This is a genomic window from Ruegeria sp. CDSC045, assembly GCF_059610725.1.
In genome coordinates this window covers 328,488-354,160 of the sequence record NZ_JBXWOE010000002.1, presented here as the reverse complement: position 1 = coordinate 354,160, position 25,673 = coordinate 328,488, and the positions used below count along the sequence as shown (strand labels likewise).

Sequence of the window (25,673 nt, the reverse complement as noted above, 5' to 3'; positions counted from 1 at the left end):
GGTTGGCGACCAAATTCAGAGGGCGTCATGGACGATCTTAAGGCAAAATATCTGGGGCAAATCGCCGAGGCGGGCGATGAGAACGCGCTTGAGGCGATCCGCGTCGCCGCCGTGGGCAAAAAGGGCGAGGTCGCGCTGAAGATGCGCGAGCTGGGCAAGATGACCCCCGAGGAACGTCAGGTCGCTGGCCCCGCGCTGAACGCCCTGAAGGATGAGATCAACTCGGCCCTGGCCGCCAAGAAAGCCGGTCTTGCCGATGCCGCGCTGGACGAACGTCTACGCACCGAATGGCTGGACGTTACCCTGCCGACGCGCGCGCGCCGCCAAGGCTCGATCCACCCGGTCAGCCAGGCGACCGAGGAACTGACTGCGATCTTTGCCGAACTGGGTTTCTCGGTGGCTGAAGGGCCGCGGATCGAGACCGACTGGCACAATTTCGACGCCCTGAACATCCCCGGCCACCACCCCGCGCGCGCCGAGATGGACACGTTCTATATGCACCGTGCCGAGGGCGACGAGCGCCCGCCGCATGTGCTGCGCACCCATACTTCGCCGGTCCAGATCCGCTCGATGGAGCTGCAGGGCGCGCCGATCCGCATCATTTGCCCGGGCGGCGTCTACCGCGCCGACTATGACCAGACCCACACGCCGATGTTCCATCAGGTCGAGGGGCTGGCCATCGACAAGGACATCTCGATGGCGAACCTGAAATGGGTTCTGGAAGAGTTCGTGAAGGCGTTCTTCGAGGTCGACGATGTCGAACTGCGCTTCCGCGCCTCGCACTTCCCCTTCACCGAGCCGTCGGCCGAGGTCGATATCCGCTGTTCCTGGGACAACGGTCAGCTGAAAATCGGCGAGGGCGACGACTGGATGGAGATTCTGGGTTCCGGCATGGTCCACCCCAAGGTGATTGCCGCCGGTGGAATTGATCCGGACGTCTATCAGGGCTTTGCCTTTGGCATCGGCATCGACCGTCTGGCGATGCTGAAATACGGCATTCCGGATCTGAGGGCGTTCTTTGACAGCGATCTGCGGTGGTTGCGGCACTACGGGTTTGCAGCGCTGGATATGCCGAACCTGCATGGTGGTTTGAGCCGGTAGTTGTATCCGCTGGGCGTATATCTGGCTCGGTACATCGATTGGTGGCACCGCCGCGTAGCCAAAGCTCCTTTGGTGTGGTTGGTTGGAATTACGGTCTCAGTAATTGTTTTTCAGATTGCAACGGTGCACATGTTTGAAACCGCTGTTCGCTGGATTTTACCCTTTGTTGGGATCGCTTTGCTTCCCGGTGCATGGGCGGCAATGACTGTTCATTCCAATCGAATGAACCAAAGGAAAGAAGCGACAGATCAGCAGGAAATCGCTAAGAAGTTCATTGATAAATATGCGAAAGAGAAGTCGAAGTAGCTTATTTTTAGGCACGAGAGATTATAGCCACGTATACTGAAGTGAGGCATCTTTATGCCGCGCTATCGCCAGACCGCCCGCACGGGCTGGCGATTTGTCTCCGTCAGTGCAGCGCTCGAACAGCGCACGGATTTGGCCAGCATAAACTGCCCTCCACAGCCCAAGGATCACCACCCCGCGGTCTAGCGATAGCGCGGCTTGTTTCAGCCTCCCACGGGGTTGTGACGTGACTTCGTGCGCGGGCCGGGTAGGCTCCGAGTTATGTTTCGGATTCTGACCTGCCTGTTTTTCCTTCTCCCGCTCCAAGCTGTAGCAAATGGCTGCCACGGCGACACAGCCTGCCCGCTGGGCGACCGTTCCTATCATGTGCTTGAACCCGACGGCTGGGATGGCGAAAGCCCTCTGCCGGTATTGCTGCATTTCCACGGCTGGGCGCGGCAGGGGGATGTGGTGGTCAACCACGAAAGGATCGCAGGGGCCACCAAACTGCGCGGCGTATTGCTGGTGGCCCCGAACGGGCTGGGCAAAAGCTGGGATTTCTGGACCTCCGAGACCGATGACGTTCCCTTCGCGGATCGGGTGCTAGAGGATGTGGCGGCGCGCTATCCCATCGACCCGGATCGCATCTATGTCTCGGGCTATTCCTATGGCGGCGCGATGGCGTGGCGCTATGTCTGTCAGTCCGGCGATGACGTTGCGGCCCTGCTGGCTGTAGCTGGCAGCATTCGCCAGACCGAAGATTGCCCGCAGGCCCCGCGCCAGGTGCGCCATGTGCATGGGTTGGACGACACGGTGATGGATTTTCCCTTGGGTCCGGGCGGGGACACGACCTATCCGGTGGCGTTGTGGAAGGCGAAGTTCGACTGCAACGGTGCAACTCCGCGTGGCGATTGGAGCGTGAAGCCTTTCCTGACCCTCAGCCGTGTGGAATGGACCGATTGCGCGCAGGGGCAGGTTACGTTGGACACGCATCCGGGCGGGCATTTCATCCCTCATGGCTGGATCGGCTGGCAGTTGGATGAGCTGGCCGGACGAGCGCCGGTCTATCCCTGAGCTGTTTGACAGCCCTTTGCATCCGAGTTCATCTGCGCAGGCCATCTGAGCAAGGAGCCCTTTCCGATGAAACCCCTGTTGGTGACCGCCGCGATCCTGACTGCGACCTCTGCCCTCGCGCGCGACGCCTATCCGCCTGTCGATGTTTTGCTGCAAACGGACAAGTCGGTGATCGGCGAGCCGCTGGAATACCCGGACGGCACGCCGCAGATCACCATGGCCATCATCACCATGCAGCCGGGTCAGGTGACCGGTAGTCACCGGCATAATGCTCCGCTGATGGCATATGTGCTGGAAGGGGAAATCACTGTCGATTACGGCGCGGCGGGGGTAAAGACCTACAAAACCGGTGATGCCTTTGTCGAAGCGTTCCGATCCCCGCATGTGGGGGCGAATTCAGGCGAAAGCATCGCGCGGATTTTGGCGGTGTTTGCCGGATCGGATAGCGTCGCCAACACAGTTGCCGAACAGTAGGTGATCATGTGGCACACGGCCTCTTTCCCCTTGTCTGAATATCCGTTACACGCGGGCTGACCCAAGATTATGCGGAATACGACCGATGAAATTCACCCTTTCCTGGCTCAAGGATCACCTGGACACTGACGCGTCGGTCGATGAGATCGCCGAAACGCTGACCGATCTGGGGCTCGAAGTCGAAGAGATCGTCAATCCGGCGGACCGACTGGCGGGCTTTACGCTGGGAAAAGTGACCCATGCCGAACAGCACCCTGATGCCGACAAGCTGCGGGTCTGTACGGTTGCGACGGATGAGGGTGATCTGCAGATCATCTGCGGCGCGCCCAATGCGCGCGAAGGTATCACTGTCGTGGTCTGCAAACCGGGCATGTATATTCCGGGCCTGGACATCACCATCAGCGTCGGCAAGATCCGCGGTGTCGAAAGCTTTGGCATGATGGCCTCGGAGCGCGAGCTGGAGCTGTCGGAAGAGCATGACGGCATCATCGAGCTGCCCTCGGGTGAGGTCGGCGATCAGTTCGTTGACTGGCTGGCCGAGAATGATCCCGCAAAGGTCGATCCGATGATCGAGATTGCGATCACCCCGAACCGTCCCGATGCGCTGGGCGTCGCCGGGATCGCGCGCGATCTGGCGGCACGCGGGGTCGGCACGCTGAAAGAGCGCGACTATGTGCCGGTGCCGGGCGATTTCGTCAGCCCGATCAAGGTGACGATTGATGATGACACGCTGGACGGAGCACCTCATTTCACCGGGCGTCTGATCAAGGGTGTCAAGAACGGCCCCAGCCCGCAGTGGCTGCAGGATCAGTTGAAGGCGATCGGCCTGCGTCCGATCTCGGCCTTGGTGGATATCACCAACTATATGACCTTCGACCAGAACCGTCCGCTGCATGTCTTTGATGCGGACAAGGTTCAGGGCAACCTGCGCGTACATAGGGCCAAGGGCGGCGAAAAGCTGGTGGCGCTGGACGAAAAGGAATACACGCTGCAACCCGGCATGATGGTGATTTCGGACGACAACGGCCCGGAATCCATTGCAGGGATCATGGGCGGCGAAGAAACCGGCTGTACCGAGGGTACCGTGAACGTCTTCCTCGAAAGCGCGTTTTGGGATCATGTGCAAATTGCACTGACAGGCCGGGCGTTGAAAATCAACTCGGATGCGCGCTACCGGTTCGAACGGGGTGTTGATCCGGAATATACGCTGGAAGGGCTGGAACAAGCGACGCAGATGATCCTGGATATCTGCGGTGGCGAGGTCTCTAAAGTGGTTGAGGCGGGCAAAGCGCCGAACCATGCGCGATCCTACAAGTTGGACTCGGCCCGGGTGCAATCGCTGGTCGGGATGGTCATTCCCGAAAGCGAGCAGCGCCAGACCCTGACCCGTCTGGGTTTCCGCCTTGAAGGTGAGATGGCCCATGTCCCCAGCTGGCGCCCCGATGTCATGGGCGAGGCTGATCTGGTGGAAGAGGTCGCACGGATTGCGTCCCTGACCAAGCTGCAAGGCAAGCCGCTGCCGCGTGTGACCGATGGTATTCCGAAACCGGTTATGACGGCCACGCAGCGCCGCCAATCGATGGCGCGTCGCACCTGTGCCGCCTTGGGTTATAACGAATGCGTCAGCTATACCTTCATTGATCAGGCCGCCGCTGCGCTGTTTGGCGGTGGCGATGAGGCGACGCAGTTGGAAAACCCGATTTCGTCCGAGATGAGCCATATGCGCCCCGATCTGTTGCCCGGTCTGCTGCAAGCTGCCGCCCGCAATCAGGCGCGCGGCTATGCGGATGTGGCGCTGTTTGAAGTTGGCCCAGTTTTTCACGACGGCGAGCCAGGCGATCAGAAAATCCAGATTACCGGCCTGCTGGTCGGTCGCGACGGCCCCAAGGATGTGCATAGCGCCACACGCCCGGCGGATGTGTTCGACGCCAAGGCAGATGCCGAGGCCGTTTTGGCCGCCATCGGCGCACCCGCCAAGGTTCAGATCCTACGCGAGGGCGACGCCTGGTGGCATCCGGGCCGGCACGGCAAGATTTGCCTGGGCCCGAAAAAGGTACTGGGCGTGTTTGGAGAGCTGCACCCGCGCGTCTTGCAGGCGATGGATATCAAGGGCTCGGCAATGGCCTTCACCATCTGGCCCGATGAGGTGCCTCTGCCGCGCAAATCCGGGGCGACCCGCGCGGCGCTGGAACTGCGCGATCTTCAGGCGGTCGAGCGTGACTTTGCCTTTGTCGTCGACGAAAGCGTCGAGGCGCTGACGCTGGTCAACGCCGCTGCCGGTGCCGACAAGGTGCTGATCGAAGATGTGCGCGTTTTTGATGAGTTCATTGGCGGCAGCCTGGGTGAGGGCAAGAAATCTCTGGCCATCACCGTTCGGCTGCAGCCGACAGATGCGACGCTGAAGGAAAAAGATATCGAAGCGGTGGCTGAAAAGATCATCGCCAAGGTGTCCAAGGCAACAGGCGGCGTTTTGCGCGGCTAACGCCATAGTAATCCAAATGCAAAGCGCGCCCTTCGGCGCGCTTTTCTCGTTTCTCAGACGCCAGTGTTGCCGTGCTGCAACGTCCCTGCGTCCTGAAAATCCAGGGGTTGAGTGGAATCACCCCCTGGCCGTAAGCCCAGCCCCCTGATGCAATTACAATCCGGAGTCGGCCCAATGCCAGATCCCAGCCTCGCAAAAGCAATGCCCAAACCCTGATTGCCCGCCAACTGACCGGCGGGCCTTTTTCCCGTTGGAGAGTTGTCATGAAACGCCAAGACATCTCGATGATCCGGCAGATTCTGCCGGAAGAGATGCCATTCTACTATTATACCGACCGGCAAAGCCCCTGGTTGCTGTGCCAGTCGATGGAGGCCGAAATGTCGGTTTCGGATCTAAAGCAATCGGGGCTGTCCCGTTTGCTGGCGCGTCCTTTGCTGAAACCCATGATCGCGCGGTGCGGCGGGGTTTTGCGGCGGCACGATGTGCTGGCCGTGGCCCATGCGGATCGCGCCGTGCGTCTGGCAGGGCTAAGCCCTGCGGCGTACCATGGTTTAGAAGCGGTCTATCAGTCCGAATGGCTGGATTTCTGCCTGAGCTTTGAGCGCTGGTCTGGTGAACAAACCACGCGCAAGGCGCATAACCTTGTGGTGCAGTTGGGCTTCCCGACCGAGCATGCCGAGCTGTTGTGGAAATTCGAACAGCGCGCGGCGGTGGGTGCGTTCCAAAGCTGTTGGCACCCGGTACGCACGCATGGCCGTCCGACTCTGGCCTGGTGCCGCTTGGATATAGATTTAACAAGTGGCTATTGTCTGATTGAAGAAATTCAGTCCGACTGGTTGCGCTTTGTCGGCCATGCCCGGCGTCGACTGCAATGCCGGGCGCCCCGGTCGCGTGAGTTGCGTTTGACGCGTGAATACGAGCAGGCGCTGCAGCAGAAATACGCGAAAATATGGGCCGAGGTCATGATGTTGGCAGTGTTGGTGCTGCTGCGCGACGAATTCGCCATTCGCGAAGTCTGGATGCACCAGCCAGAACCGGGCGCGCAGCTGAAAGGGATCACCTGGGGGCGGTTGCCGCCTCGGTCGATCTATACCCGTTTGCCCCGCAGTTTCGGGTTCGAGCCAACATCCGAGATGCCGGGGTTTCTGGGAAGCAAGCAGCGCAGCGCGGCCCGTAGGGCAGTTCCCAACGGGCAGCCGGTGTTTTGGCGGTTAGCTTTCTGAGCCCCCCTTGGGTCAGGGCCATTTTGTCTTTAGGGTCGCCAATAAAATCAAAGGAGAAATCAATGGGCCTGAACGTCTACCTGTCCGGAGAGATACACACCGACTGGCGCGAGCAGATCATTGACGGGGCGAAAGGGTTGGACATTTCGTTCAACAGCCCTGTCACGGTTCACGAAGCCAGCGACGATTGCGGCGTTGCAATTTTGGGGTCCGAGCCAAACAAGTATTGGCATGACCACAAGGGTGCGATGGTCAATGCGATCCGAACCCGCAAGGGCATTTCAGACGCGGATGTCGTGGTCGTCCGCTTTGGCGATCAATACAAGCAATGGAACGCAGCCTTTGACGCGGGATATGCGGCGGCTTTGGGCAAGTCGATCATCGTAGTGCACGGGCCAGATCATCAGCACGCGTTGAAAGAGGTAGATGCAGCCGCCCTGGCTGTTGCTGAACATCCCTCGCAGGTGGTGGATGTGCTGCGGTATGTTCTGACGGGCAAGCTTCCAAGTTAAATGGATGGGGTGAGGTATTGCCTCACCCCACACGTGTTAACCTGGGGAAGGAATCTGCAGCCCGCGCTGAACGGCGGGACGCGCAAGAAACCGATCAAGATAAGGTTGGAGATTTGCGTACTCATCCCAGCCAACAATGTCTCGGGCACCATAAAAATCCAACCCGCGCAGCCAGGGGACGATTGCAATGTCGGCGATCGAGTAATCCCCGGCGATCCATTCCTGGCCATCAAGTTGATTGTTCACGACATTTAACAGCCGCTTTGCCTCTTTGAGATAACGCTCACGGGGGCGCGGATCTTCGATCTCTTTCCCGGCGAATTTGTGGAAGAAGCCAAGTTGCCCAAGCATGGGACCAATTCCACCCATCTGGAACATGAGCCATTGGGTAATGCGATGTCTGTCGCTTTGTGTCTGACCCATGAATTTCCCTGACTTCTCGGCCAGATACAACAGGATCGCACCGCTTTCGAACAGGCCCAGGGGATGTCCATCAGGACCGTTCGGGTCAATGATTGCAGGGATTTTGTTGTTTGGGTTCAGCGACAGGAACTCGGAGCTTTTGACATCCGCATCCGCAAGCGTGACCAGATGCGCCTCGTAGGGCAGGCCGGTTTCCTCAAGCATGATCGAGGCTTTGACGCCATTAGGCGTCGGATAAGAATAGAGCTGAATGACCGAAGGGTCATTGGCAGGCCATTTGTCTGTAATGGAATAAGACGCAAAATGTGTCATGGGGTCTCCTGAATAAGCCGATTGGGGAAAAATAGTCACGATTTCCCATAAAAACATACATTTTATAGTGCAATTAGCGCACAGTTGCCGTGCGTTTAGGCGCATAAAAATGACAACAGGGAAAGAGGGAAGTTATGTTCCAGGAGTTCAAGACATTCATTGCCAAAGGCAATGTTATGGATATGGCGGTGGGTATCATCATTGGAGCTGCATTTACCGCAATTGTTACGTCGCTTGTTGGCGATCTGATCAATCCATTGATTGGTCTGTTCACGGGTGGGGTTGATTTCACCAACAACTACTCCGTTCTGGCCGGTGATGTCGCCGAAGGGGCGAGCTTGGAAGCGGCGCGGGAAACCGGTGCTTCTGTTTTTGCATATGGTGCGTTCATCATGGCTATCATCAACTTTCTGATCATCGCCTGGGTGGTTTTCATGCTGGTCAAAATGGTGAACCGTGTGAAAGAGGCGGCAGAAGAGGAAGCTCCGGCGGAAGAAGAAGCGCCAGCCGGGCCAAGCGAGCTGGACATCCTGATGGAAATCCGCGACGCACTGAAAAAGTGACTCCTGCAGTTACGGCAGAAGAGGAGCCCACCAGATAGGTGGGATTCAATTAACGATCTGAAAGCAGAAGGAAACCCGAATTGGAGCAGACGATGGAAATGGCAAATCAAGCCATGGATATGGCAAACGGCTATGTGCCAATCTTGATGAGTGCGGGCAAGGCTCTGATTGTTCTGATATTGGGCTGGATTGCGGCAGGTATGGTCGCTGGGGTTGTTCGCCGGCGTATCAACAAAACGCCCCATATTGATCCGACGCTGGGCAATTTTGCCGCCAGCATGATCAAATGGGTCATTCTGGCCATGGTAATTGTGGCTGTTCTGGGCATCTTCGGGATCGAAGCAACCAGTATCGTTGCCATTTTGGGCGCTGCTTCGCTGGCCATAGGCCTGGCGCTGCAGGGTACACTTAGTGATCTGGCGGCAGGCGTGATGTTGGTTGTCTTCCGGCCGTATAAGCTTGGCCAATATGTCGACATCGGCGGAACAGCTGGAACTGTCAAAGATCTGAATCTGTTCACGACCGAACTCGTGACCCCCGACAATGTGCAGATCATTGTACCCAATGGCCAGGCTTGGGGGTCAGTTATCACCAACTACTCGGCACACGAGACGCGTCGTGTAGATTTGGTGTTTGGTATCGACTATGGCGATAGCGCGGATGAGGCGATGAAAATCATTCTGGACCTCGCAATGGCTGATGGGCGCATCCACGGCGATCCCGAGCCCTGGGTGCGGGTCACAAATCTGGGGGACAGCTCGGTCGATCTGACGGCGCGCTTGTGGTGTGCCGCTGTCGATTATTGGGATGTCAAATTTGAAATGACCAAAGCAGTCAAAGAAGCGTTTGATGCAAAAGGCGTTTCGATTCCATACCCGCATTCGGTCGAGATCCAGAAACAGGGATGATGCTCCCGCCCGTCGCTCGGGCATTGAAATACCCTCCTCCGGTTGGGCCCGGCGCCGCGCTAATCGCGCGGCGTCGTTGTTTTTGGTGCCCCGTTCAACGCTGTGAACAGGTCACGCCGCTTCGAAAAGGCGGCGCTATGCCCAACGCTGCAAACGCCCTCGGGAGAGGGCGCTTCAGGGGCTGGAGGGTTTCGTCAGGATTTGATGACAACGTTGGGGGATACCACGTCAATCCCAAGCGCTTTGCCAACCGCATAATAGGTGAGTTGGCCGGCGTGAACGTTCAAGCCAGCCAGCAGGTGCGGATCATCCTGACAGGCCTGTTTCCATCCTTTATCCGCCAGTGCCAGCATGAACGGCATTGTGGCGTTGCCCAGTGCTATTGTTGACGTTCTTGCAACCGCGCCGGGCATGTTGGCCACGCAGTAATGCATGACGCCGTCAACTTCATAGATCGGGTCCGCATGGGTTGTGGCCTTTGAGGTTTCAAAACAGCCGCCCTGGTCGATGGCAACATCCACCAGAACCGCGCCGGGTTTCATGGTGGACAGCTGCGCGCGCGTCACCAGTTTCGGCGCTGCAGCACCCGGAATCAGCACAGCGCCAATCACCATGTCGGCTGTCTGGATCAGCTCCGCGGTCGCACCTGCAGTTGAATACTGGTTCTTGAACTGACCGCCGAACACGTCGTCCAGATAACGCAGCCGGGGCAGGGACCGGTCCAGTACCGTCACATCCGCGCCCATACCTGCGGCGATCTTGGCGGCATGGGTGCCGACGACGCCCCCACCGATAACCACAACTTTTGCTGGACCAACGCCGGGGACGCCACCCATCAGAACTCCGCGGCCGCCATTGGCCTTTTGCAGCGTCCAAGATCCGACCTGTGGTGCGAGACGGCCCGCAACCTCGGACATGGGTGCAAGCAGGGGCAGACCTCCATTTGCATCGGTCACTGTCTCATAGGCGATAGCCGTACAGCCCGATTCCAGCAGGTCATGGGTCTGATCCGGATCCGGGGCCAGATGCAGGTAGGTGAACAAAAGCTGCCCTTCACGCAGCATCTTGCGTTCGCCCGCCTGGGGTTCTTTGACTTTGACAATCATCTCTGCGGTGGCAAAAACTTCTTCTGCACTGTCCACGATGCGGGCACCTGCGGCGACGTAATCATCGTTATCAAACCCGGCGCCAATGCCAGCTCCGTTTTCGATTATCACGTCATGGCCACGAGACACTGCCTCTTGTGCGGCGTTGGGCGTCATGCCGACACGAAATTCCTGCGGCTTGATTTCTTTGGGGCAACCGATTTTCATTAGGTCTCTCCGTTCCTAAACTGCCTAAATAATGGGCGGTTTCGGGTGCAATTTCTGTGAAACTCTGCCCGCATTCTGGCTTTTCTTCGGGAAAATCTTCGCTACAATGGGTAAAACCCGCAAAGGAATTGCGTGGATGAGCCTTGATACGACAGATAGAAAGATTCTGGCTGCCTTGCAGCGGAATGGTCGTATGTCGAATGCCGAATTGTCCGAGCAGGTGAATTTGTCGCCTTCGGCCTGCCACAGGCGGGTACAGAGGCTTGAGGCCGATGGCTATATCCGCAACTACGTTGCCTTGTTGGACGCACGCAAGATGAATGTGCCAACAACGGTGTTTGTCGAGATCACCTTGCAGGGTCAGGCCGAGGAAGTACTGGAGGCTTTTGAGAAAGCCGTTGCGCGGATCCCGGATGTTTTGGAATGCCACCTGATGGCAGGAACTGCGGACTACATCCTGAAGGTCGTTGCCGAAAACACCGAGGATTTCGCCCGCATCCACCGCCAATATCTGTCTCGACTTCCAGGCGTGGCGCAGATGCAAAGTTCATTCGCGCTTCGGACTGTGTTCAAGACGACGGCGTTGCCGGTTTAACCTAGGCTGGGCCGGGATAGGTGAAAATCACCAGATGCGCCGCGTTAAAGGCGAAATGCATCAGAACCGGAACCCAAAGACGTCCTGTCGCGTAATATCCCAGGCCACATGCCGCGCCAAGAAGGGCTGCAAAGAAAACCAATGCAGGTCCACCTGCAAAATGTGCAAGCCCGAAAAGCAGGCTGGCCGCAGCAATCCCCGCAGCAGCCCCCAGGCGTTTGGAAAGTGCTGATTGCAGATAGCCACGGAAAAAGGCCTCTTCCGTGAGGCAGGTCAGAAACAGGTTGGAAAGTGCAAAGATCATCCACCAATGGGGAAGGGTGAACTCTGGCCGGATGGCACCAACTGAGAGGCCCAGTAGAAACAGGGCCGGCAATGCGACCAGCCCGACCGCCAGCGGCGATTTGCGTATATACGCTACCCCATCATTCATGCGTGGCCAGGCCAGAAGGACGGCGAACAGGATCAGAGGCTTGTCCAGGTTCAGGTACATCGTGAAATCGGTGCTGCCCGGACCGGAATGAACCCGGTCCAGTACCAGAAGGTTATGAAAGCCCGGAACCAGATGTGCGCCCATGGCCAAGCACCACAGGATCAAGGCGATATGTCCAACAAAGGAAAACGCACCGTTCAAACCGCGTAGCATCAACGCCCCGGCAAGACCTGCTGACGAAATAGCTGCGGCAAAGGGCGTGACCAGACCCAAGGTCAGGGCAATCAGGCCAAAACAGGTCAGCAGAACGAACCCCAAAGACCATTTCCCCGAAACAGCGCATATCTGCGCGGCGATCAGGATAAACCAGGGCCAAACAACCGGCAGAACAGATATGAAATGCGCCACGGCCCCTCTCTGAAATGACCTGTGCTTTGATGCCCTCAGAACACTCGGGCTGGCAAGTCGTGTTAACAGGCTTCATACAAACTGAAGTAGGGGTGGTTCTGGCGATTGAATGATCCAGCCGAGGGGAAATGCCAAGTTTCCGATTTCCTGGGGCAGTGATCTTGCTGACCCCGGCAGATAAGCTTAGAAAAAGGCTTTCATCTACCTCTGTGATGACATCAGGCGGTTACACGCGCCTGATAGGGTCCTGACCCGAGAATTGATAAGGAGCAGACCTTGACCGACGAGTTTAACCATGCACCAAAAGACTGGCTCGAAGCCGAGTTGGAAGACGCGCTGGACGAAGATTTTGAGATCGAATTCAGCGAGCCCATGCTGTCGGTGGAAGTGCGGAAGATCTACAAGGATCAGCATCCCGACATGCTGGATCGCAAGGTCTATTTCCGTAACTTGCTGCGACTTCAGGCTGAACTGATCAAGGTGCAGGACTGGGTGCAACATACCGGTGCCAAGGTCTGTATCCTGTTTGAAGGCCGGGACAGTGCTGGCAAAGGGGGGGTGATTAAGCGGATTACGCAGCGTCTGAATCCGCGTGTTGCCCGGGTGGTTGCTCTGCCGGCGCCCAGTCGTCGTGAGCAGAGCCAGTGGTATTTCCAGCGTTACGTCCCGCATCTGCCCGCCGCCGGTGAGATCGTTCTGTTCGATCGGTCCTGGTATAACCGTGCCGGGGTCGAAAGGGTGATGGGGTTTGCCAGCAAAGATCAGGTTGATCAGTTCTTTCAGGACGTTCCCGAATTCGAACGGATGTTGGTTCGATCCGGGATCATCTTGCTGAAATACTGGTTCTCGATCACGGATGAGGAACAGCAGCTGCGATTCCTTATGCGGATTCACGATCCTATGAAACAGTGGAAACTGTCCCCCATGGATCTGGAATCCCGTATCCGCTGGGAGGCCTATACCAAAGCCAAAGAGGACATGCTGTTCCGTACCAACATCCGAGAGGCGCCCTGGTACATCGTCGAAGGCAACGACAAAAAGCGTGAGCGCCTGAACTGTATTGAGCATCTTCTGACCAAGATCCCCTATACGGATGTACCGCAGGAAAAAGTCGACCTCCCGGATCGCAAATATAATCCGGAATACGAACGGCGTGTTTTGCCGGACGAGCTGTACGTGCCCAAGATTTACTGATCACGAAAAACGCCCCCGGATTCGGGGGCGTGGCTTTAGTTTTCGCTTGTCCGGCCTTCAGAACACAAAGTCGTCTCTGGCCAGGTCCGATAACAAGGTATCTTCTAGTGTTAGGGTGTGGCCGTTACCGGCATCGATGATGACGTCATTTCCGGATTGCGAAATGTGGTTCTTCATCAGATCGTTATACCCAACGATAGACTTGGCCTGCCGGAGGTTGACGATATCCTCGTCGGTGAAGTCCGTCACAGTATCCGCGCCCTTGGTGAAGTAGAATTGATCCACTCCGGTGCCACCGGTCATGACATCTGCGCCATTGCCACCAAGCAATTTATCGTTGCCAGCGCCACCGATAAGAATGTCGTTGTCCTGCCCGCCTTTAAGCACATCGTTTCCGGCGCCGCCGTCCAGCTGGTCAATGCCATAGCCGCCTTTCAGAAGGTCTTTGCCATCACCCCCATTCAGGTCGTCATTATCAGCTCCGCCAACCAGAGTGTCATTTCCGCCTTCGCCGTTCAGGGTGTCGTCGCCGGAGCGGCCAAGCAGCTTATCTCGGCCGCCGCCACCAACCAGGGTATCATCACCGCCGCGCCCATCCAAAAGGCCAGACTGTCCGGATTTCAAAACGAACCAGTCATCCGCAGCAGTGCCGATCTTGCCAGCCCTGACGTCCAACTGCCCCGAGGGCGGTGGAGGTGTGGAACCACCGGAACCACCCGAACTGCTGGTATCAAGCTGCAAAGGCGCAGAAGTCCGTGCAAAGTTCTGGGTCACCATGATGGCGTTCCAGCCGTCATAGTTTCCGACCTCAATCCCAATTCCGATAACGGTCACGTTGGCGTCCAGAATATTCGCGCGATGGCCGGAACTGTTCATCAGGCTGTTGTGCAGATCCTGAACGTCATCCGACAGCCCCGGCGCACCGCGGACACTCTGCCATGCGATGTTTTCAGTTGCACGCCAGCTTCCGGAGAATTCGAAGCCCGCATCTTCCATTCTGTCCGATGGTCGCGAACCTCCGGCGCCGGTATGGCTGAACTTATCGACGTTCAGCATCCACTCGCTGTGATCTTCCGCCGCTGCGTTCAGCCGAAGCTCAAGCTTGACCGGTTGTAAGCCCGCCTTCGCCCGCTCTGCATTGATCAATGCGAGCATCTGCCGTTCTAGATCGCTGGCCGTTGACATGATTCTGCCTCCAATAGATTGCGTTATTTTGGCGGGACATTAGTGGCGAGAACTTGGCGACGAGAAGACACAATCGTGCCGCTCGCGGTTGGTGGGCAGATCGCCACCGGAAGTTGAATCTGAGTTCGCGATTTATCGCGCATTGACGCTGGGTTGCGTCAGCCAGTCGCGAAAAAGCGCGCAACGTCACCCTGAAAACGACAAACCCCCGGGCGATGCCTCGGGGGTCGTCAAATAGTGTCATCCAAAACTGGACGAGGAAGGTGCTTAGAGCAAACCTTCGCGCTGTGCTTTCTTACGTGCCAGTTTACGGGCACGGCGGATCGCTTCAGCTTTCTCGCGCGCTTTTTTCTCGGACGGTTTCTCGAAATGTTGCTTAAGCTTCATCTCGCGGAACACGCCTTCGCGCTGCAGCTTTTTCTTCAGGGCACGAAGCGCCTGATCGACGTTATTGTCGCGAACACTAACCTGCATGTGGTTGTCACCACCTTTCTAGATAGAGTTGCAAGGAAATTGCAGGAATTGGCCGTATAGCAAAGCACCTCTATCTTGTCTAGTACTGGTCCTGATAACCGGAGAACCGCCATGACCACCACCTATGAAGACGCCAAGCAGCAGCTTTTGGATGCGATGCTGACACATGTTCCCTTCGATGGCTGGTCGGAAACCAGCTTTCGCGCGGCGATTGAAGAATGTGGAATGGATGACGTTCTGGTGCGGGCGATTTGTCCGCGTGGTGCCGTTGACCTGGCGTTGGCATTTCATGCGCGCGGGGACGCAGTGATGGCAGATCGCCTTAAAACTGAGGATTTGGGCGATATCAAATTCCGTGACCGGATCGCCGCTGCCATCCGGTTCCGGCTGCAGGCCGTGCCGGATAAGGAACTCGTGCGCCGGGGTATGACCATGTTTTCGCTGCCAAGCCACGCGGCTGATGGCGCAAGGGCAGTATGGCAAACCTGTGATCTGATCTGGGACACGTTGGGAGATACGTCGGACGACGTGAACTGGTACACCAAGCGGGCGACATTGTCGGGGGTCTATTCCTCGACCCTGTTGTTCTGGTTGGGGGACGATTCGCCCGGGAATCAGAAAACGTGGGAGTTTCTGGACCGTCGTATCGACAATGTCATGCAGTTCGAAAAGCTTAAGGGGCAGGTGAGGGACAATCCTCTGTTCAGACCGTTTCTTGCTGTTCCGAATTGGCTGGCCGGGCAGGTGAAGGCTCCGACTAAAACCCACGGCACGCTTCCCGGATTCCTGACACCGCGCAAGTAGTCCTCTTGCTACTGGGCCTTGACGTTTCAGCCTGCTAGGCATTGGCCAAAGGAGATCTACCCATGACTCAGATGATGCGCGCCATTGAAATCACCGAACCCGGCGGTCCGGATGTTCTGCAACTGACAGAACGCCCGATGCCCCATGCATTGGCCGGTCAAGTGATCCTCAAAGTCGCCTATGCGGGGGTGAACCGCCCGGATGCTCTGCAGCGCGCCGGTGCCTATAATCCACCTCCGGGTGCCAGTGATCTGCCGGGTCTTGAGGCCGCGGGTGAGGTCGTGGCCGTCGGGGCGGGGGTCGAAGACCTATCTGTTGGCGATCAGGTCTGTGCTTTGCTGCCGGGCGGCGGCTATGCCGAATATGTGGCCACACCTGCGGCACATTGTTTGCCGGTGCCAGCGGGGATGGGCCTGAAAGAAGCCGCCTGCCTGCCAGAGACCTTCTTTACCGTCTGGTCCAACGTCTTTATGCGCGGCAGCCTGAAGGCCGGTGAGCGGTTTCTGGTGCATGGTGGTTCCAGTGGTATCGGCACAACGGCGATTCAGCTGGCGAACGCCTTTGGAGCGCGGGTTTTTGCTACTGCAGGCTCGGCTGAAAAATGTGAGGCCTGTGAAAAGCTGGGTGCCGAACAGGCGATCAACTACCGTGACGCGGATTTCGTAGCCGCGATGCGGGCCGAGGGCGGGGCGAATCTGATACTGGACATGGTGGGCGGCGACTATATCCCACGCAACGTCAAGGCGCTGGCCGAGGATGGGCGGCTGGTGCAGATAGCCTTCCTTCAGGGGCCCGTGGTCGAGCTGAATTTTGCGCTTATGATGGTCAAACGGCTGACCTTGACTGGCAGTACCCTGCGCCCGCAAAGCGATCTGGCCAAGGCAAAAATCGCTTCGGATCTGCACGAAGCGGTCTGGCCCTTGCTCGAGGCGGGAAAAGTTGCCCCTGTTATGGATAGTGAGTTTGATCTGGCTGATGCGGCGGCGGCCCATGCCCGGATGGAAAGCTCTGGCCATATTGGCAAGATTGTTCTGAAAGTTGCGGGATAAAGCTGTGTTTCAGGCCACGGCACGCCGATAGAGATGCCAGGTGGCGTGGCCCAGTACCGGCATCACGACGATCAGGCCCAGCAACATCGGGATCGCTCCGATGACCAGCAGCGCAGCAACGATGAATCCCCAGCTCAGGATGACGCCCGGATTGTGACGCAACACCCGTACGGATGTCACCACGGCGACCGGAACGCCCACTTTGCGGTCCAGCAGCAGCGGAAAGCTGACGACGCTGATTGCCAGGGCGACGAGGGCAAACAGAAACCCAACAGCGTTCCCGAACAAGATCATGGTCCATCCAGCGGCGGTGGTGAACACTTGGGTTAGAAAGGCACCCAGCGACGCGGGCAGGTCAGGGCCGAGTGTCTGAACATAGATGCTCTGCGCGACCATCAGCCAGACCAGAAACAGCATGACCATGTAAAACGCCAAAGCCAGAATTGCACCCAGGGAAGGGGACCGGAACACGCCAAACGCATCCAGCCATCCAGCCTCGCCACCTTGTTCTCGTTTGCGGCTGATTTCGTACAGGCCAAGGGCGGCTACCGGACCCACAAGCGCAAAACCACCAACCAGCGGTGCCAGCAGTGGAACCATGTTTGTGTTCAGCCCAATTCCGAACATCAGAAAACCTGCGATCGGATAGATGAGCACCACGAAAATCGCATCGGCCCTTGTATCCAGAAAATCGCTGTATCCTGCCCTCAGGCAGGCCCAAAGATCATCCATCGTCAGCGTACGAACCACTGGCAGGTGTCGTGTATCCGCGCTGCCGATATGGCTGATATTTTCAGCTAGGTGATCCCCGGTTGCACCTATGTTCCGTGCCGCCCAGGTGATCGGATTGCCAATCGTTTTGTCCATTGCCGTCCCCTCCTGCATTGCGATGTTGCGCAGCGGGGTCAATCCGGCGACTTGTTGCTTTTGGCCGGACCAGCCAGCAACGCCTTGGGCATAGTATAGCACAAATTTTCGCGTTTGGGTTGCGCCTCGCGTAATCGTGTCGATTGCCCTGCGTCACAGGCATGTTAGCTTGGCCTGAGGCTAGAGGAGGACAACATGCAGAAAACGGCACGAACCGTCGTCATCCATGAACACGGCGGCCCCGAGGTTCTGAAAATCGAAGATCGCCCACTTGGTGAACCCGGCCCCGGTGAGGTTCGTATTCGTCATCATGCCTGCGGGCTGAATTTCATTGATGTATATCAGCGCACTGGGCTGTATCCGCTGGATCTGCCTCAGGCTTTGGGCATGGAGGCCGCTGGCGTGATCGAAGCCGTTGGGGAAGGTGTAACGCATCTGGAACCCGGGCAGCGCGCGGCCTATGCTGCCTCTCCGCCCGGAGCCTATTGCGAGGCACGGGTCATGCCCGCCGCACAGGTGTGCCCGCTTCCGGATGGAATTTCTTTTGATGCGGCGGCCGCGATGATGCTCAAGGGGATGACAGTCGAATATCTGTTTCATCGCACCACACCGCTGAAACGCGGGGATACCGTGCTGTTTCATGCAGCTGCCGGGGGTGTTGGCTTGATTGCCTGCCAATGGGCCAAATCCGAGGGGATCACGTTGATCGGTACTGCCGGAACCGATGAAAAATGCAGTTTGGCGCAGTTCAATGGTGCCGCGCATTGCATCAATTACCGGACCGAGAACTTTGCCGAGCGCGTCGCGCAGATCACCAAGGGCAAAGGCGTAGACGCGGTGATGGATTCCATCGGGTCGGACACGTTTGACGGATCGCTCGACAGCCTGAAACCGCTTGGCATTATGATCTCGTTCGGCAATGCCTCTGGCCCGGTGCCTCTGATCGACATTGGCATTCTGGCCAAGAAAGGATCGCTCAAGATAACGCGGCCAACGCTCTTCACACATATTTCGGACCACGCGGTCTGTCAGGCCATGGCGCGGCGCCTGTTCAACAAGGTCGAAGGCGGCGAGGTCAAAATCCACATTGATCAGAGGTTCCCGCTGGATCAGGTGGCCGAGGCCCATCGCGCACTTGAGGCGCGCCAAACCACAGGCAGCACTGTTCTTGAGCTGTAAATGAAAGGAACCCGGCGTTTGTGCCGGGTTCCGTCACTGTTTTCTTAGAACCGGTAGGTGGCGCGGGCCTGGATTGTGGTCGCGTCCACATCAATTCCGGTCGAATCGAAATCGTTGAATTCGTGATACAGGATTTCGCCTCCAACGCTGACATTGGGGGCGACAATCTGTTCATACCCAGCGCCGATGAACCAACCATCGTCACTGCCAAGATTGTCCGTACTCGCCTCGGCATAGCCCCCGATACCATATAGCAGCCCCACCGGAGTCACTTTGTATCCGGCGCGTGCTTTCAGACGCCAAACATCTTCGACCTCGACGCCGGGGGTCAGTTCAATGCTGGTCCAGTCATAGTCAAAGCCGCCACCGACAACCCAATCCCCCAGATCATAATCATATCCCAACACGATACCGCCAATCGCGCCATCACCGTCGACGCCCGAAACATTGGTGTCGATATCGGCATAGCCGACCTGAAGGCCGCCGTAAAAGCCCGTCCAGTTACCCGAGGATTGCGCCGAGGCGCCTCCGGCCGCAATAGAGGCGATAAAGGCCGCAATAATAAATCTACCTGTCATTCTGTTAACCTTTCTTTCGAATTGGTCTTCAGCAAACCTGTGCTGCTCATTTGTACGTGGTATTGCCAGGGCCCGGTCTGACGACCGGATCGCTGTTTTTTGGCTGTTTCCGTACCTGATCTCTGTGCCGCCGCTTCGGGGCACTGGCCCACGTTTTTTGGGCTCGTTCCTGCTTGAACAACTAGGGTGAAAAATGGCGGTTTCAAATGGTAATCGGCGGCAGGGTGAACTGCCGCCGATCCGGTGTTTTTCTTGGGCGGATTATTGCGCCTGCAATTCCGAAGGGCTCTTGTCGGCGATATCTTTCCAGTTGGTGTCGGCGCGCTCGTTAAAGCCGGGGATGTCGCCTTCCCAACGTTCCTGAATATCTGCGGACAGATTCAGGTACAGCTTGTTGTCGACGATTCTCCAGTAGTTCGGGTCGCCGTCAAACTTGAAGCCCATCGCGGTGCCGAATGCGCAATAGCCACCATATGCAGGCAGGTAGGCATCGGGGTTTTCTTCAAACGCGACTTTGTTTTCTTCCGAGGCAAAGCGGTACAAGGCTTCGTTGTGCAGCGCAGTGATGCGGTAATCGCCCTTGGTGGCTTCGCCAGCGGTGAAGTAAGCGACCGGGTCATAGCCCTGCAGCGCCAGACCGGTCGAACTTGCGTTCAGTTCGACGCCTGCAGCCAGGGTTGAGCTTGCGATGGCAACAGACAGCGCGACGCCGCCGATAAGGGATTTGATCTTGTTCATTGTTTTCACCTTTCGTGAATCGGACTGCCGGGGGATTCCGTAATTGAGTCTGGGCAACCCTGATTGTTTTGTTCCGTGCGGTCGGTAATTGGCCGCCACGACCCCGAAGTGGGCAGCGTATTGATCACGTTCAAAACAACTAAAGGTGATTGTGTGCTGGCAAACGGATCCTGTGCGTTTCCGCTCAGGATCCTTGGGTGCGCGTACCAGCAAGGATTAGGGTTCAACCCGGAACCGGCGGGGTTCCAGCCAGCCGATGACCGGCTTGCGACTTGCGGCATATCCCGCAACCGAACGTTCCAGCCGATCCGCAAGAACGGGCAACCGGCTGACAGGAACCTTCGGGAACAGATGATGTTCGCGGTGGTAGAACATCAGATAGGCCAGCCGCGCCAGCACCCCGCGCTGACTGCGCGCGGCAACGCCACTGTCATGCGTGCCCTGATGGGTTATCCAGACCGCAAACAGGGCGGCAAGGCATTGGGCTGTGCTCATCGCAGCCACGTGCAGTAGCAGGGTTTGCGATCCGCTCAGCACAGCAGTGGCGATCACGGCAAGCACCAGCCCCCAGTCGATCAGGATGCGGCGACGGGCCTTGGCCTTGGCGACCCGCCAGGCCGCACGGTTGATGTCGAAGGGAAACCGGGGTCCGTATACCAAGACCTGCGCCAGGGTCATGTGCCCGCAATTCCCCTCGCAATCGCCCGGACCCATGGCGTGTTTGTGATGCAGCAGGTGGCATTGGCAGAAAGCGTGATTAGAACCCAACATAAGCGCGCTGAGCACATGCATCACCAAGGAATCCTGCCGCCGCGACAGCCCGAGATTGCCATGGATCGCTTCGTGGTTCAGGCGCAGGGCGCACAGAAAGAACAGAAAGCTGGCCATAGCACCAAGTGGCCAGAGGGCAGTACTGTAGAGCGTCAGAGAAAGCAGCAGCCAAGGCAGCGGTAGCATCAGTTCCTTGATCTTGTCCCAGCGGTTCAGGGGAACCAGGTCGGCCCATTGGATGCCTTTCGGGGCGCGTTCGGGCGGGCGTTTGGGCTGGATCATGTCATGCTCCTTATTACATCATATTCTGAGATTTCTGTATTGAGAGAAATTTGAGGGTAAAATTTTTAGGGCGACTTGTCCCCTTGTCCCTTGGGCAGCAGCCGGGCGATGCGTCCGCCAAGTTTGACGATTGCCAGTTGAACGCGGCGAGGTAGACGGTTTACATCGACATACCAGTCGTCGAACATTTGCATGGTTTCTAGCGTCTCATCAATCCGCTGGCGCACTTTGGGCGAGGTGCCGTCGCTCTGGGCCTCTTGGGCAACGATACGCAGTGCGGCCAGAGTGGGCGCATATTCACGTTCGCGGCGGCCTTCGACCACAGCTTTGGTCAGGTCAAACATGTCCCGGATCGAATGAAAGTGATCGCGCCGGTCACCCAGGTTTCGGCTGGCTTTGATCAGCTTCCAGCCTTGCAGTTCCTTCAGCCCGGTCGAGACGTTCGAGCGGGCCAGCCCGAGCGTTTCACAGATCTCATCCGCAGTCATCGGTTCGGGCGAGATGTGCAATAGCGCATGGATTTGCGCGACCGAGCGGTTTACACCCCACTTGGTACCCATTTCCCCCCAATGGAGGATAAAGTCGCGCATGGATTCAGTAAGGTGCATGATTGTATCCAGTAATTTCTGTAATGACAGAAATTACAGATAGAAATGATTCGATCAAGAACCAATTAACTCAGGCGGATATCAGGTCTTGGACCCGATCCTGGGTTCGGTGCCAGCTTTGATGCGCGAAATATTGGCGGCATGGCGCCAGTACACAAGCAATGTCAGGACGATTCCCAGAATAAACGTCGACCCGTCACTCAAAACCATGACCCAGGTTGTAGACAGGGACGCTGCTGCAAGGGCCCCAAGCGACGAAATCCGCCAGATGGCAGCGGCCACCAGCCAAGTTATGCAGCAGGCAATGCCCACGCCCCAGTCAAGCGCTAGCCAGAGGCCCAGAAAGGTCGCGACACCCTTGCCACCTTTGAAGCCCAACCAGACTGGAAAACAGTGGCCCAGAAACGCGGCCAATGCGGCGACCTGTACGGCGTCTTCCCCGGCCATGGCACGGGCGAGCAAGACGGCAGCGGCCCCTTTCCCGGCGTCAAAGATCAGAGTCAGCGCGGCGGCGGCCTTGTTACCGGTGCGAAGTACATTGGTCGCCCCAATATTGCCCGACCCGATATCGCGCAGATTTCCCAGTCCCATCACCTTGGCGATGATCATGCCAAAGGGGATCGACCCCATCAGGTATCCAATCGCGGCCCAGAGGATCAGCTGGGTCATCGTACTGTCGATCAGGGGCATCAGGGTCTCCGGTATACTTCTTGGCCTGCCACAAAGGTTGCGGTGACCTTACCTTGCATCCTCTGGCCGTCAAATGGCGTATTCTGCGATTTGGATCTAAGCGTGAACCGGTCCAGCACAAAGGGCACATCCGGGTCGAACAGAACTAGGTCGGCCGGCGCGCCCTCAGACAAGCGACCGCTGTCCAGACCCAGTCGTTTAGCTGGGTTCAGAGCCATCGCGCGGAACAGAGTCGGCAAGTCCAGTTGATCAGAATGGTACAGGCGCAAAGCCGCAGGCAGCAAAGTCTCCAGCGCCACCGCGCCCGAGGCCGCCTCTTCAAACGGGAGGCGTTTGCTTTCTTCGTCCTGTGGCGTGTGCATGGAACTGATCGTGTCGATCAGACCTGCCCGCAACGCTTCGATGACAGCCTGCCGGTCATCTTCCGACCGCAGCGGAGGTTTGACCTTGAAGAAGGTGCGATAGTCGGCCACGTCCAGCTCATTCAGCGTCAGATGGTGGATCGAGGTGCCAGCAGTGATGTCCAGCCCGTTCCGCTTGGCCCGTTCCAGCGCGGGCAGGGCGCGGGCGGTGGTAATCTGATCGGCGTGATAGGCCGCACCGGTCATTTCCAGCAACGCAATGTCGCGGTCCAGCCCCATTCGCTCGGCCATTGGGGAAACGGCGGGCAATCCGCGCAAGGCGGCGAATTTGCCGCTGGTGGCGGCGGCGCCAGCGCTCAGCCCCGGTTCCTGAGGGTGGGCGATCACCAGCGCACCGCAGGATTTCGCATAGGTCAGCGCGCGGGTGAACACTTTGGTATCTGCAATAACATGATCACAGTCGGTAAAGGCGACGGCACCGGCATCCAGCAGAAATCCGATCTCGGTCATCTCGCGCCCCTCGCGCCCTTTGGTCAGGGCCGCCATGGGCAGCACGTTGACCGGGGCATCCGCCTGTGCGCGCCGGGTCGCAAATTCCAGCGTTTCCGGCGTGTCCACGGCGGGTAAGGTATCGGGGCGCGTCACGATCGTGGTCACACCCCCTGCCGCCGCCGCCAGGCCTGCGGATTTATAGCTTTCCTTGTGCCGCTCGCCCGGCTCGCAAACCTTGACGCCGAGATCGACGATGCCCGGTGCCAGGCAATGCCCGCCGCAGTCGATGACCTGCGCGTCAATCGACGGGGCCGCACCTTCGCCCTTGGCCACGATACGGCCATCAGCCACATGCACCCATCCCGGTGCGTCCGCGCCAGTTTCGGGGTCGATCAGGCGGGCGTTGGTGAAGATCAGATTGCTCATGCCATGGCCCTTTCAATAGCGGTTTTGGTAGCGGCGGGATCTGCCTGATACTTGATCAGGTGCTTGTCCCCGCCTTTTGTAACGATTTGAACAAAGCTACCCATGGTTTTGACAGCCTCGATCTGGTTCAGCGCCACTTTGCGCGGGCCAGGGCCGGTCAGAGTAGTGTCTGTCATTTCCCATGCGGCCGTCAGCTCTTCTGAGGCCAGATACCACGCACGAATGCCGATTGCAGCAAGGCCCGCAGGCGCGCCGGTCCACACATAGGGATTACCGATCAGCCAAAGGATGATCATGGCCCCTGCCATAGCCGCGGCTGCCATCCACGTGTTGGTGCGGATATAGGCCCCTTTGTCGGGTGGAAAAGTCACAGGATCAGCCATAGGGCACCTCCGATAACCAGAAGGATCAGCAGCACCAGAACCGCAGAGCCCATGCGACGCGGTCTGTCATTTTGCGGTGCGGATTGCGGCGCCGAATACGGTTTCGCGCTTTCCGTCTCAATCCGGCCACCTGCCCAGCTTGTTGCTTCTTCGGTGTAGAGGCCGATCAGGCGCAGCCTGCGGTCGGGGCGCAAAGCGGCTGCACGACCGCGAAATGCGGCGCTGCGGACCACCAGAACCCAGCCGTCAATCGCATCCAGCGCTGTGTGGTCCAGCTGATCTGCGGACACGTCGCAGCCCACGGTCAGATAGCCATAGAGGCCAAGGTCTTCGAGGTCCGAGACGGGAAAGACGTCAACCTGTTCGGGATCCAGCCCCGCTACCCCTAGAATCTGATCGGCGGCTCCGGGTTCGCGCAGAAACTTGGCCTCTTCCGGGCGCATGTCGAGTGCGAACAGGCGGATAACGCCGTGTTCATGGGATGTGACGACCAGATCGCTCATGCGGCCTCGCGCAGATTGCGGGCCAGCAGTTCCATCGCAGCCATGCGGACGGCGACACCCATCTCAACCTGCTCCTGAATGACCGAGCGGTTGATATCATCAGCTAGCGTTCCGTCAATCTCGACCCCGCGGTTCATTGGGCCGGGATGCATTACAATGGCATCGGGTTTGGCCTGCGCCAGTTTGGCGGCATCCAGCCCGTAGCGATGATAGTATTCACGTTCCGAGGGGATGAACCCGCCATCCATCCGCTCTCTCTGAAGGCGCAGCATCATCACGACATCGACGTCTTGAAGGCCTTCGTTCATATCGTCATAGATCTCGGCTCCAAACTCGGCAAATTGGCTGGGGACCAGCGTTGGCGGGCCGATCAGGCGAATGCGGTTTTCCATCTTGCCGAGCAGGATCAAGTTCGACCGCGCCACGCGGGAATGGGCGACGTCGCCGCAGATCGCGATGTTCAACCGGTGCAGGCGACCCTTGGCGCGGCGAATGGTCAACGCATCCAGCAGCGCCTGTGTCGGGTGCTCATGCCGCCCGTCGCCTGCGTTCAGTACGGCGCAATTCACCTTCTGCGCCAACAGATCAACCGCGCCGGAATGCGGGTGCCGCACCACCAGAAGGTCGGGATGCATTGCGTTCAGCGTCATCGCCGTGTCGATCAGCGTCTCACCCTTTTTGATCGAGCTGGCCTGCATTGCCATATTCATCACATCCGCACCCAGCCGCTTGCCTGCCAGTTCGAAACTGGCCTGCGTGCGGGTCGAGTTTTCAAAGAACATGTTGATTTGCGTCAGCCCCGCCAGCACATCCGAGTGCTTGTTCGGTTGCCGGTTCATCTCGACATAGGTCTCGGCCAGATCAAGAATGGCAGTAATATCGGATTGGGACAGGTGCTCGATGCCAAGAAGGTGACGATGGGCGAAACGCATGGGCGGACTCCTGTCTGACAATCGGCCCGCTTATAGAAAGCCGCGCCACG

29 protein-coding genes are annotated in these 25,673 nt (G+C 58.0%); 14 read left to right on the top strand and 15 right to left on the bottom strand.

Going from position 1 to position 25,673, the window contains the following annotated elements; genetic code table 11:
• Positions 1 to 27: 27 nt before the first annotated feature.
• The 7 genes from pheS to AC2FH6_RS06905 all read left to right on the top strand — a co-directional run bounded on the left by pheS (position 28) and on the right by AC2FH6_RS06905 (position 7,151).
• Complete coding sequence (gene pheS, locus AC2FH6_RS06935; RefSeq protein ID WP_281995269.1) at positions 28 to 1,101, top strand: phenylalanine--tRNA ligase subunit alpha; 1,074 nt, start codon at positions 28 to 30, stop codon at positions 1,099 to 1,101.
• On the top strand, positions 1,102 to 1,407 hold the full coding sequence (locus AC2FH6_RS06930) for a hypothetical protein (protein ID WP_496701824.1): 306 nt from the start codon (positions 1,102 to 1,104) through the stop codon (positions 1,405 to 1,407).
• A gap of 261 nt (positions 1,408 to 1,668) precedes the next feature.
• Positions 1,669 to 2,460, top strand: a complete 792-nt coding sequence (locus tag AC2FH6_RS06925; RefSeq protein ID WP_496701822.1) for a CE1 family esterase — start codon at positions 1,669 to 1,671, stop codon at positions 2,458 to 2,460.
• A gap of 66 nt (positions 2,461 to 2,526) precedes the next feature.
• Positions 2,527 to 2,934, top strand: a complete 408-nt coding sequence (locus tag AC2FH6_RS06920) for a cupin domain-containing protein (RefSeq protein ID WP_281972598.1) — start codon at positions 2,527 to 2,529, stop codon at positions 2,932 to 2,934.
• An 85-nt stretch (positions 2,935 to 3,019) separates the two neighbouring features.
• Entirely contained in the window at positions 3,020 to 5,416 is a 2,397-nt protein-coding gene (pheT, locus tag AC2FH6_RS06915) for a phenylalanine--tRNA ligase subunit beta (RefSeq protein WP_496701820.1), read from the top strand.
• Positions 5,417 to 5,679: 263 nt separating this feature from the next.
• Positions 5,680 to 6,639 carry a hypothetical protein gene (locus tag AC2FH6_RS06910; protein WP_496701819.1) on the top strand — a complete coding sequence of 320 codons (960 nt, stop codon included), beginning with the start codon at positions 5,680 to 5,682 and terminating at the stop codon, positions 6,637 to 6,639.
• Positions 6,640 to 6,701: 62 nt separating this feature from the next.
• Entirely contained in the window at positions 6,702 to 7,151 is a 450-nt protein-coding gene (locus tag AC2FH6_RS06905; RefSeq protein ID WP_271948554.1) for a YtoQ family protein, read from the top strand.
• Positions 7,152 to 7,187: 36 nt separating this feature from the next.
• On the opposite strand, the gene AC2FH6_RS06900 is transcribed toward AC2FH6_RS06905, so the two are convergent.
• Complete coding sequence (locus AC2FH6_RS06900) at positions 7,188 to 7,886, bottom strand: glutathione S-transferase family protein (protein WP_496701818.1); 699 nt, start codon at positions 7,884 to 7,886, stop codon at positions 7,188 to 7,190.
• Between the two features lie 134 nt (positions 7,887 to 8,020).
• Between AC2FH6_RS06900 and mscL the strand changes: the two genes are divergently transcribed.
• Positions 8,021 to 8,449: a large conductance mechanosensitive channel protein MscL gene (gene mscL / locus AC2FH6_RS06895; RefSeq protein ID WP_142635318.1), complete on the top strand. Its 429-nt coding sequence runs from the start codon at positions 8,021 to 8,023 to the stop codon at positions 8,447 to 8,449.
• Positions 8,450 to 8,547: 98 nt separating this feature from the next.
• A complete protein-coding gene (locus tag AC2FH6_RS06890; protein WP_496691894.1) occupies positions 8,548 to 9,357 on the top strand; it encodes a mechanosensitive ion channel family protein in 810 nt (269 codons plus the stop codon).
• Positions 9,358 to 9,551: 194 nt separating this feature from the next.
• Here the strand turns inward: AC2FH6_RS06890 and ald are convergent, their stop codons facing one another.
• On the bottom strand, positions 9,552 to 10,670 hold the full coding sequence (gene ald / locus AC2FH6_RS06885) for an alanine dehydrogenase (protein ID WP_271948547.1): 1,119 nt from the start codon (positions 10,668 to 10,670) through the stop codon (positions 9,552 to 9,554).
• Between the two features lie 136 nt (positions 10,671 to 10,806).
• Here ald and AC2FH6_RS06880 point away from each other — a divergent pair, with 136 nt between their 5' ends.
• Positions 10,807 to 11,265 (top strand): Lrp/AsnC family transcriptional regulator, encoded by a 459-nt coding sequence (locus AC2FH6_RS06880; protein ID WP_142635322.1) that lies wholly within the window; start codon positions 10,807 to 10,809, stop codon positions 11,263 to 11,265.
• Between the two features lies 1 nt (position 11,266).
• Here the strand turns inward: AC2FH6_RS06880 and AC2FH6_RS06875 are convergent, their stop codons facing one another.
• Positions 11,267 to 12,106 (bottom strand): CPBP family intramembrane glutamic endopeptidase, encoded by an 840-nt coding sequence (locus AC2FH6_RS06875; protein ID WP_496701817.1) that lies wholly within the window; start codon positions 12,104 to 12,106, stop codon positions 11,267 to 11,269.
• A gap of 276 nt (positions 12,107 to 12,382) precedes the next feature.
• Here AC2FH6_RS06875 and ppk2 point away from each other — a divergent pair, with 276 nt between their 5' ends.
• A complete protein-coding gene (gene ppk2 / locus AC2FH6_RS06870) occupies positions 12,383 to 13,300 on the top strand; it encodes a polyphosphate kinase 2 (RefSeq protein ID WP_496689073.1) in 918 nt (305 codons plus the stop codon).
• A 57-nt stretch (positions 13,301 to 13,357) separates the two neighbouring features.
• Here ppk2 and AC2FH6_RS06865 read toward each other — a convergent pair whose 3' ends face one another.
• Positions 13,358 to 14,485, bottom strand: coding sequence for a CAP domain-containing protein (locus tag AC2FH6_RS06865; RefSeq protein WP_496693539.1), 1,128 nt, complete (start codon positions 14,483 to 14,485; stop codon positions 13,358 to 13,360).
• Positions 14,486 to 14,752: 267 nt separating this feature from the next.
• The gene (gene rpsU, locus AC2FH6_RS06860; RefSeq protein ID WP_005614280.1) at positions 14,753 to 14,959 is read right to left on the bottom strand and encodes a 30S ribosomal protein S21; all 207 of its coding nucleotides are present in this window, start codon (positions 14,957 to 14,959) and stop codon (positions 14,753 to 14,755) included.
• A 111-nt stretch (positions 14,960 to 15,070) separates the two neighbouring features.
• Between rpsU and AC2FH6_RS06855 the strand changes: the two genes are divergently transcribed.
• Positions 15,071 to 15,763 (top strand): COQ9 family protein, encoded by a 693-nt coding sequence (locus tag AC2FH6_RS06855; protein ID WP_496701815.1) that lies wholly within the window; start codon positions 15,071 to 15,073, stop codon positions 15,761 to 15,763.
• Positions 15,764 to 15,825: 62 nt separating this feature from the next.
• A complete protein-coding gene (locus tag AC2FH6_RS06850; protein WP_496700990.1) occupies positions 15,826 to 16,812 on the top strand; it encodes an NAD(P)H-quinone oxidoreductase in 987 nt (328 codons plus the stop codon).
• A 9-nt stretch (positions 16,813 to 16,821) separates the two neighbouring features.
• On the opposite strand, the gene AC2FH6_RS06845 is transcribed toward AC2FH6_RS06850, so the two are convergent.
• Positions 16,822 to 17,679: a DUF2189 domain-containing protein gene (locus AC2FH6_RS06845; protein ID WP_496689066.1), complete on the bottom strand. Its 858-nt coding sequence runs from the start codon at positions 17,677 to 17,679 to the stop codon at positions 16,822 to 16,824.
• Between the two features lie 195 nt (positions 17,680 to 17,874).
• Between AC2FH6_RS06845 and AC2FH6_RS06840 the strand changes: the two genes are divergently transcribed.
• A complete protein-coding gene (locus AC2FH6_RS06840; RefSeq protein WP_496701813.1) occupies positions 17,875 to 18,858 on the top strand; it encodes a quinone oxidoreductase family protein in 984 nt (327 codons plus the stop codon).
• A gap of 44 nt (positions 18,859 to 18,902) precedes the next feature.
• Here AC2FH6_RS06840 and AC2FH6_RS06835 read toward each other — a convergent pair whose 3' ends face one another.
• The 9 genes from AC2FH6_RS06835 to AC2FH6_RS06795 all read right to left on the bottom strand — a co-directional run bounded on the left by AC2FH6_RS06835 (position 18,903) and on the right by AC2FH6_RS06795 (position 25,623).
• Positions 18,903 to 19,436: an outer membrane protein gene (locus AC2FH6_RS06835; RefSeq protein ID WP_496701811.1), complete on the bottom strand. Its 534-nt coding sequence runs from the start codon at positions 19,434 to 19,436 to the stop codon at positions 18,903 to 18,905.
• Between the two features lie 261 nt (positions 19,437 to 19,697).
• On the bottom strand, positions 19,698 to 20,174 hold the full coding sequence (locus AC2FH6_RS06830; protein WP_142635340.1) for a YHS domain-containing (seleno)protein: 477 nt from the start codon (positions 20,172 to 20,174) through the stop codon (positions 19,698 to 19,700).
• 216 nt (positions 20,175 to 20,390) lie between these two features.
• The gene (locus tag AC2FH6_RS06825; protein WP_496701809.1) at positions 20,391 to 21,227 is read right to left on the bottom strand and encodes a fatty acid desaturase; all 837 of its coding nucleotides are present in this window, start codon (positions 21,225 to 21,227) and stop codon (positions 20,391 to 20,393) included.
• Between the two features lie 65 nt (positions 21,228 to 21,292).
• Positions 21,293 to 21,835: a GbsR/MarR family transcriptional regulator gene (locus AC2FH6_RS06820; RefSeq protein WP_496689062.1), complete on the bottom strand. Its 543-nt coding sequence runs from the start codon at positions 21,833 to 21,835 to the stop codon at positions 21,293 to 21,295.
• Positions 21,836 to 21,916: 81 nt separating this feature from the next.
• Positions 21,917 to 22,525: a glycerol-3-phosphate 1-O-acyltransferase PlsY gene (gene plsY, locus AC2FH6_RS06815; protein ID WP_142635346.1), complete on the bottom strand. Its 609-nt coding sequence runs from the start codon at positions 22,523 to 22,525 to the stop codon at positions 21,917 to 21,919.
• Positions 22,525 to 23,805: a dihydroorotase gene (pyrC, locus tag AC2FH6_RS06810; protein WP_496701807.1), complete on the bottom strand. Its 1,281-nt coding sequence runs from the start codon at positions 23,803 to 23,805 to the stop codon at positions 22,525 to 22,527. Before pyrC ends, plsY begins: the two co-directional genes overlap by 1 nt.
• Positions 23,802 to 24,188, bottom strand: a complete 387-nt coding sequence (locus AC2FH6_RS06805) for a hypothetical protein (RefSeq protein WP_142635350.1) — start codon at positions 24,186 to 24,188, stop codon at positions 23,802 to 23,804. The genes pyrC and AC2FH6_RS06805 overlap by 4 nt, the downstream gene beginning before the upstream one ends.
• Positions 24,173 to 24,691: a hypothetical protein gene (locus tag AC2FH6_RS06800; protein ID WP_496701805.1), complete on the bottom strand. Its 519-nt coding sequence runs from the start codon at positions 24,689 to 24,691 to the stop codon at positions 24,173 to 24,175. Before AC2FH6_RS06800 ends, AC2FH6_RS06805 begins: the two co-directional genes overlap by 16 nt.
• Entirely contained in the window at positions 24,688 to 25,623 is a 936-nt protein-coding gene (locus tag AC2FH6_RS06795) for an aspartate carbamoyltransferase catalytic subunit (protein WP_142635354.1), read from the bottom strand. The genes AC2FH6_RS06800 and AC2FH6_RS06795 overlap by 4 nt, the downstream gene beginning before the upstream one ends.
• Between the last annotated feature and the right edge of the window lie 50 nt (positions 25,624 to 25,673).

Coding starts and splice junctions, on each gene's coding strand:
- pheS (WP_281995269.1), top strand. CDS start 28: ATGGACGATCTTAAGGCAAAATATCTGGGGCAAATCGCCGAGGCGGGC.
- AC2FH6_RS06925 (WP_496701822.1), top strand. CDS start 1,669: ATGTTTCGGATTCTGACCTGCCTGTTTTTCCTTCTCCCGCTCCAAGCT.
- AC2FH6_RS06920 (WP_281972598.1), top strand. CDS start 2,527: ATGAAACCCCTGTTGGTGACCGCCGCGATCCTGACTGCGACCTCTGCC.
- pheT (WP_496701820.1), top strand. CDS start 3,020: ATGAAATTCACCCTTTCCTGGCTCAAGGATCACCTGGACACTGACGCG.
- AC2FH6_RS06910 (WP_496701819.1), top strand. CDS start 5,680: ATGAAACGCCAAGACATCTCGATGATCCGGCAGATTCTGCCGGAAGAG.
- AC2FH6_RS06905 (WP_271948554.1), top strand. CDS start 6,702: ATGGGCCTGAACGTCTACCTGTCCGGAGAGATACACACCGACTGGCGC.
- AC2FH6_RS06900 (WP_496701818.1), bottom strand. CDS start 7,886: ATGACACATTTTGCGTCTTATTCCATTACAGACAAATGGCCTGCCAAT.
- mscL (WP_142635318.1), top strand. CDS start 8,021: ATGTTCCAGGAGTTCAAGACATTCATTGCCAAAGGCAATGTTATGGAT.
- AC2FH6_RS06890 (WP_496691894.1), top strand. CDS start 8,548: ATGGCAAATCAAGCCATGGATATGGCAAACGGCTATGTGCCAATCTTG.
- ald (WP_271948547.1), bottom strand. CDS start 10,670: ATGAAAATCGGTTGCCCCAAAGAAATCAAGCCGCAGGAATTTCGTGTC.
- AC2FH6_RS06880 (WP_142635322.1), top strand. CDS start 10,807: ATGAGCCTTGATACGACAGATAGAAAGATTCTGGCTGCCTTGCAGCGG.
- AC2FH6_RS06865 (WP_496693539.1), bottom strand. CDS start 14,485: ATGTCAACGGCCAGCGATCTAGAACGGCAGATGCTCGCATTGATCAAT.
- rpsU (WP_005614280.1), bottom strand. CDS start 14,959: ATGCAGGTTAGTGTTCGCGACAATAACGTCGATCAGGCGCTTCGTGCC.
- AC2FH6_RS06855 (WP_496701815.1), top strand. CDS start 15,071: ATGACCACCACCTATGAAGACGCCAAGCAGCAGCTTTTGGATGCGATG.
- AC2FH6_RS06850 (WP_496700990.1), top strand. CDS start 15,826: ATGACTCAGATGATGCGCGCCATTGAAATCACCGAACCCGGCGGTCCG.
- AC2FH6_RS06845 (WP_496689066.1), bottom strand. CDS start 17,679: ATGGACAAAACGATTGGCAATCCGATCACCTGGGCGGCACGGAACATA.
- AC2FH6_RS06840 (WP_496701813.1), top strand. CDS start 17,875: ATGCAGAAAACGGCACGAACCGTCGTCATCCATGAACACGGCGGCCCC.
- AC2FH6_RS06835 (WP_496701811.1), bottom strand. CDS start 19,436: ATGACAGGTAGATTTATTATTGCGGCCTTTATCGCCTCTATTGCGGCC.
- AC2FH6_RS06830 (WP_142635340.1), bottom strand. CDS start 20,174: ATGAACAAGATCAAATCCCTTATCGGCGGCGTCGCGCTGTCTGTTGCC.
- AC2FH6_RS06825 (WP_496701809.1), bottom strand. CDS start 21,227: ATGATCCAGCCCAAACGCCCGCCCGAACGCGCCCCGAAAGGCATCCAA.
- AC2FH6_RS06820 (WP_496689062.1), bottom strand. CDS start 21,835: ATGCACCTTACTGAATCCATGCGCGACTTTATCCTCCATTGGGGGGAA.
- plsY (WP_142635346.1), bottom strand. CDS start 22,525: ATGCCCCTGATCGACAGTACGATGACCCAGCTGATCCTCTGGGCCGCG.
- pyrC (WP_496701807.1), bottom strand. CDS start 23,805: ATGAGCAATCTGATCTTCACCAACGCCCGCCTGATCGACCCCGAAACT.
- AC2FH6_RS06805 (WP_142635350.1), bottom strand. CDS start 24,188: ATGGCTGATCCTGTGACTTTTCCACCCGACAAAGGGGCCTATATCCGC.
- AC2FH6_RS06800 (WP_496701805.1), bottom strand. CDS start 24,691: ATGAGCGATCTGGTCGTCACATCCCATGAACACGGCGTTATCCGCCTG.
- AC2FH6_RS06795 (WP_142635354.1), bottom strand. CDS start 25,623: ATGCGTTTCGCCCATCGTCACCTTCTTGGCATCGAGCACCTGTCCCAA.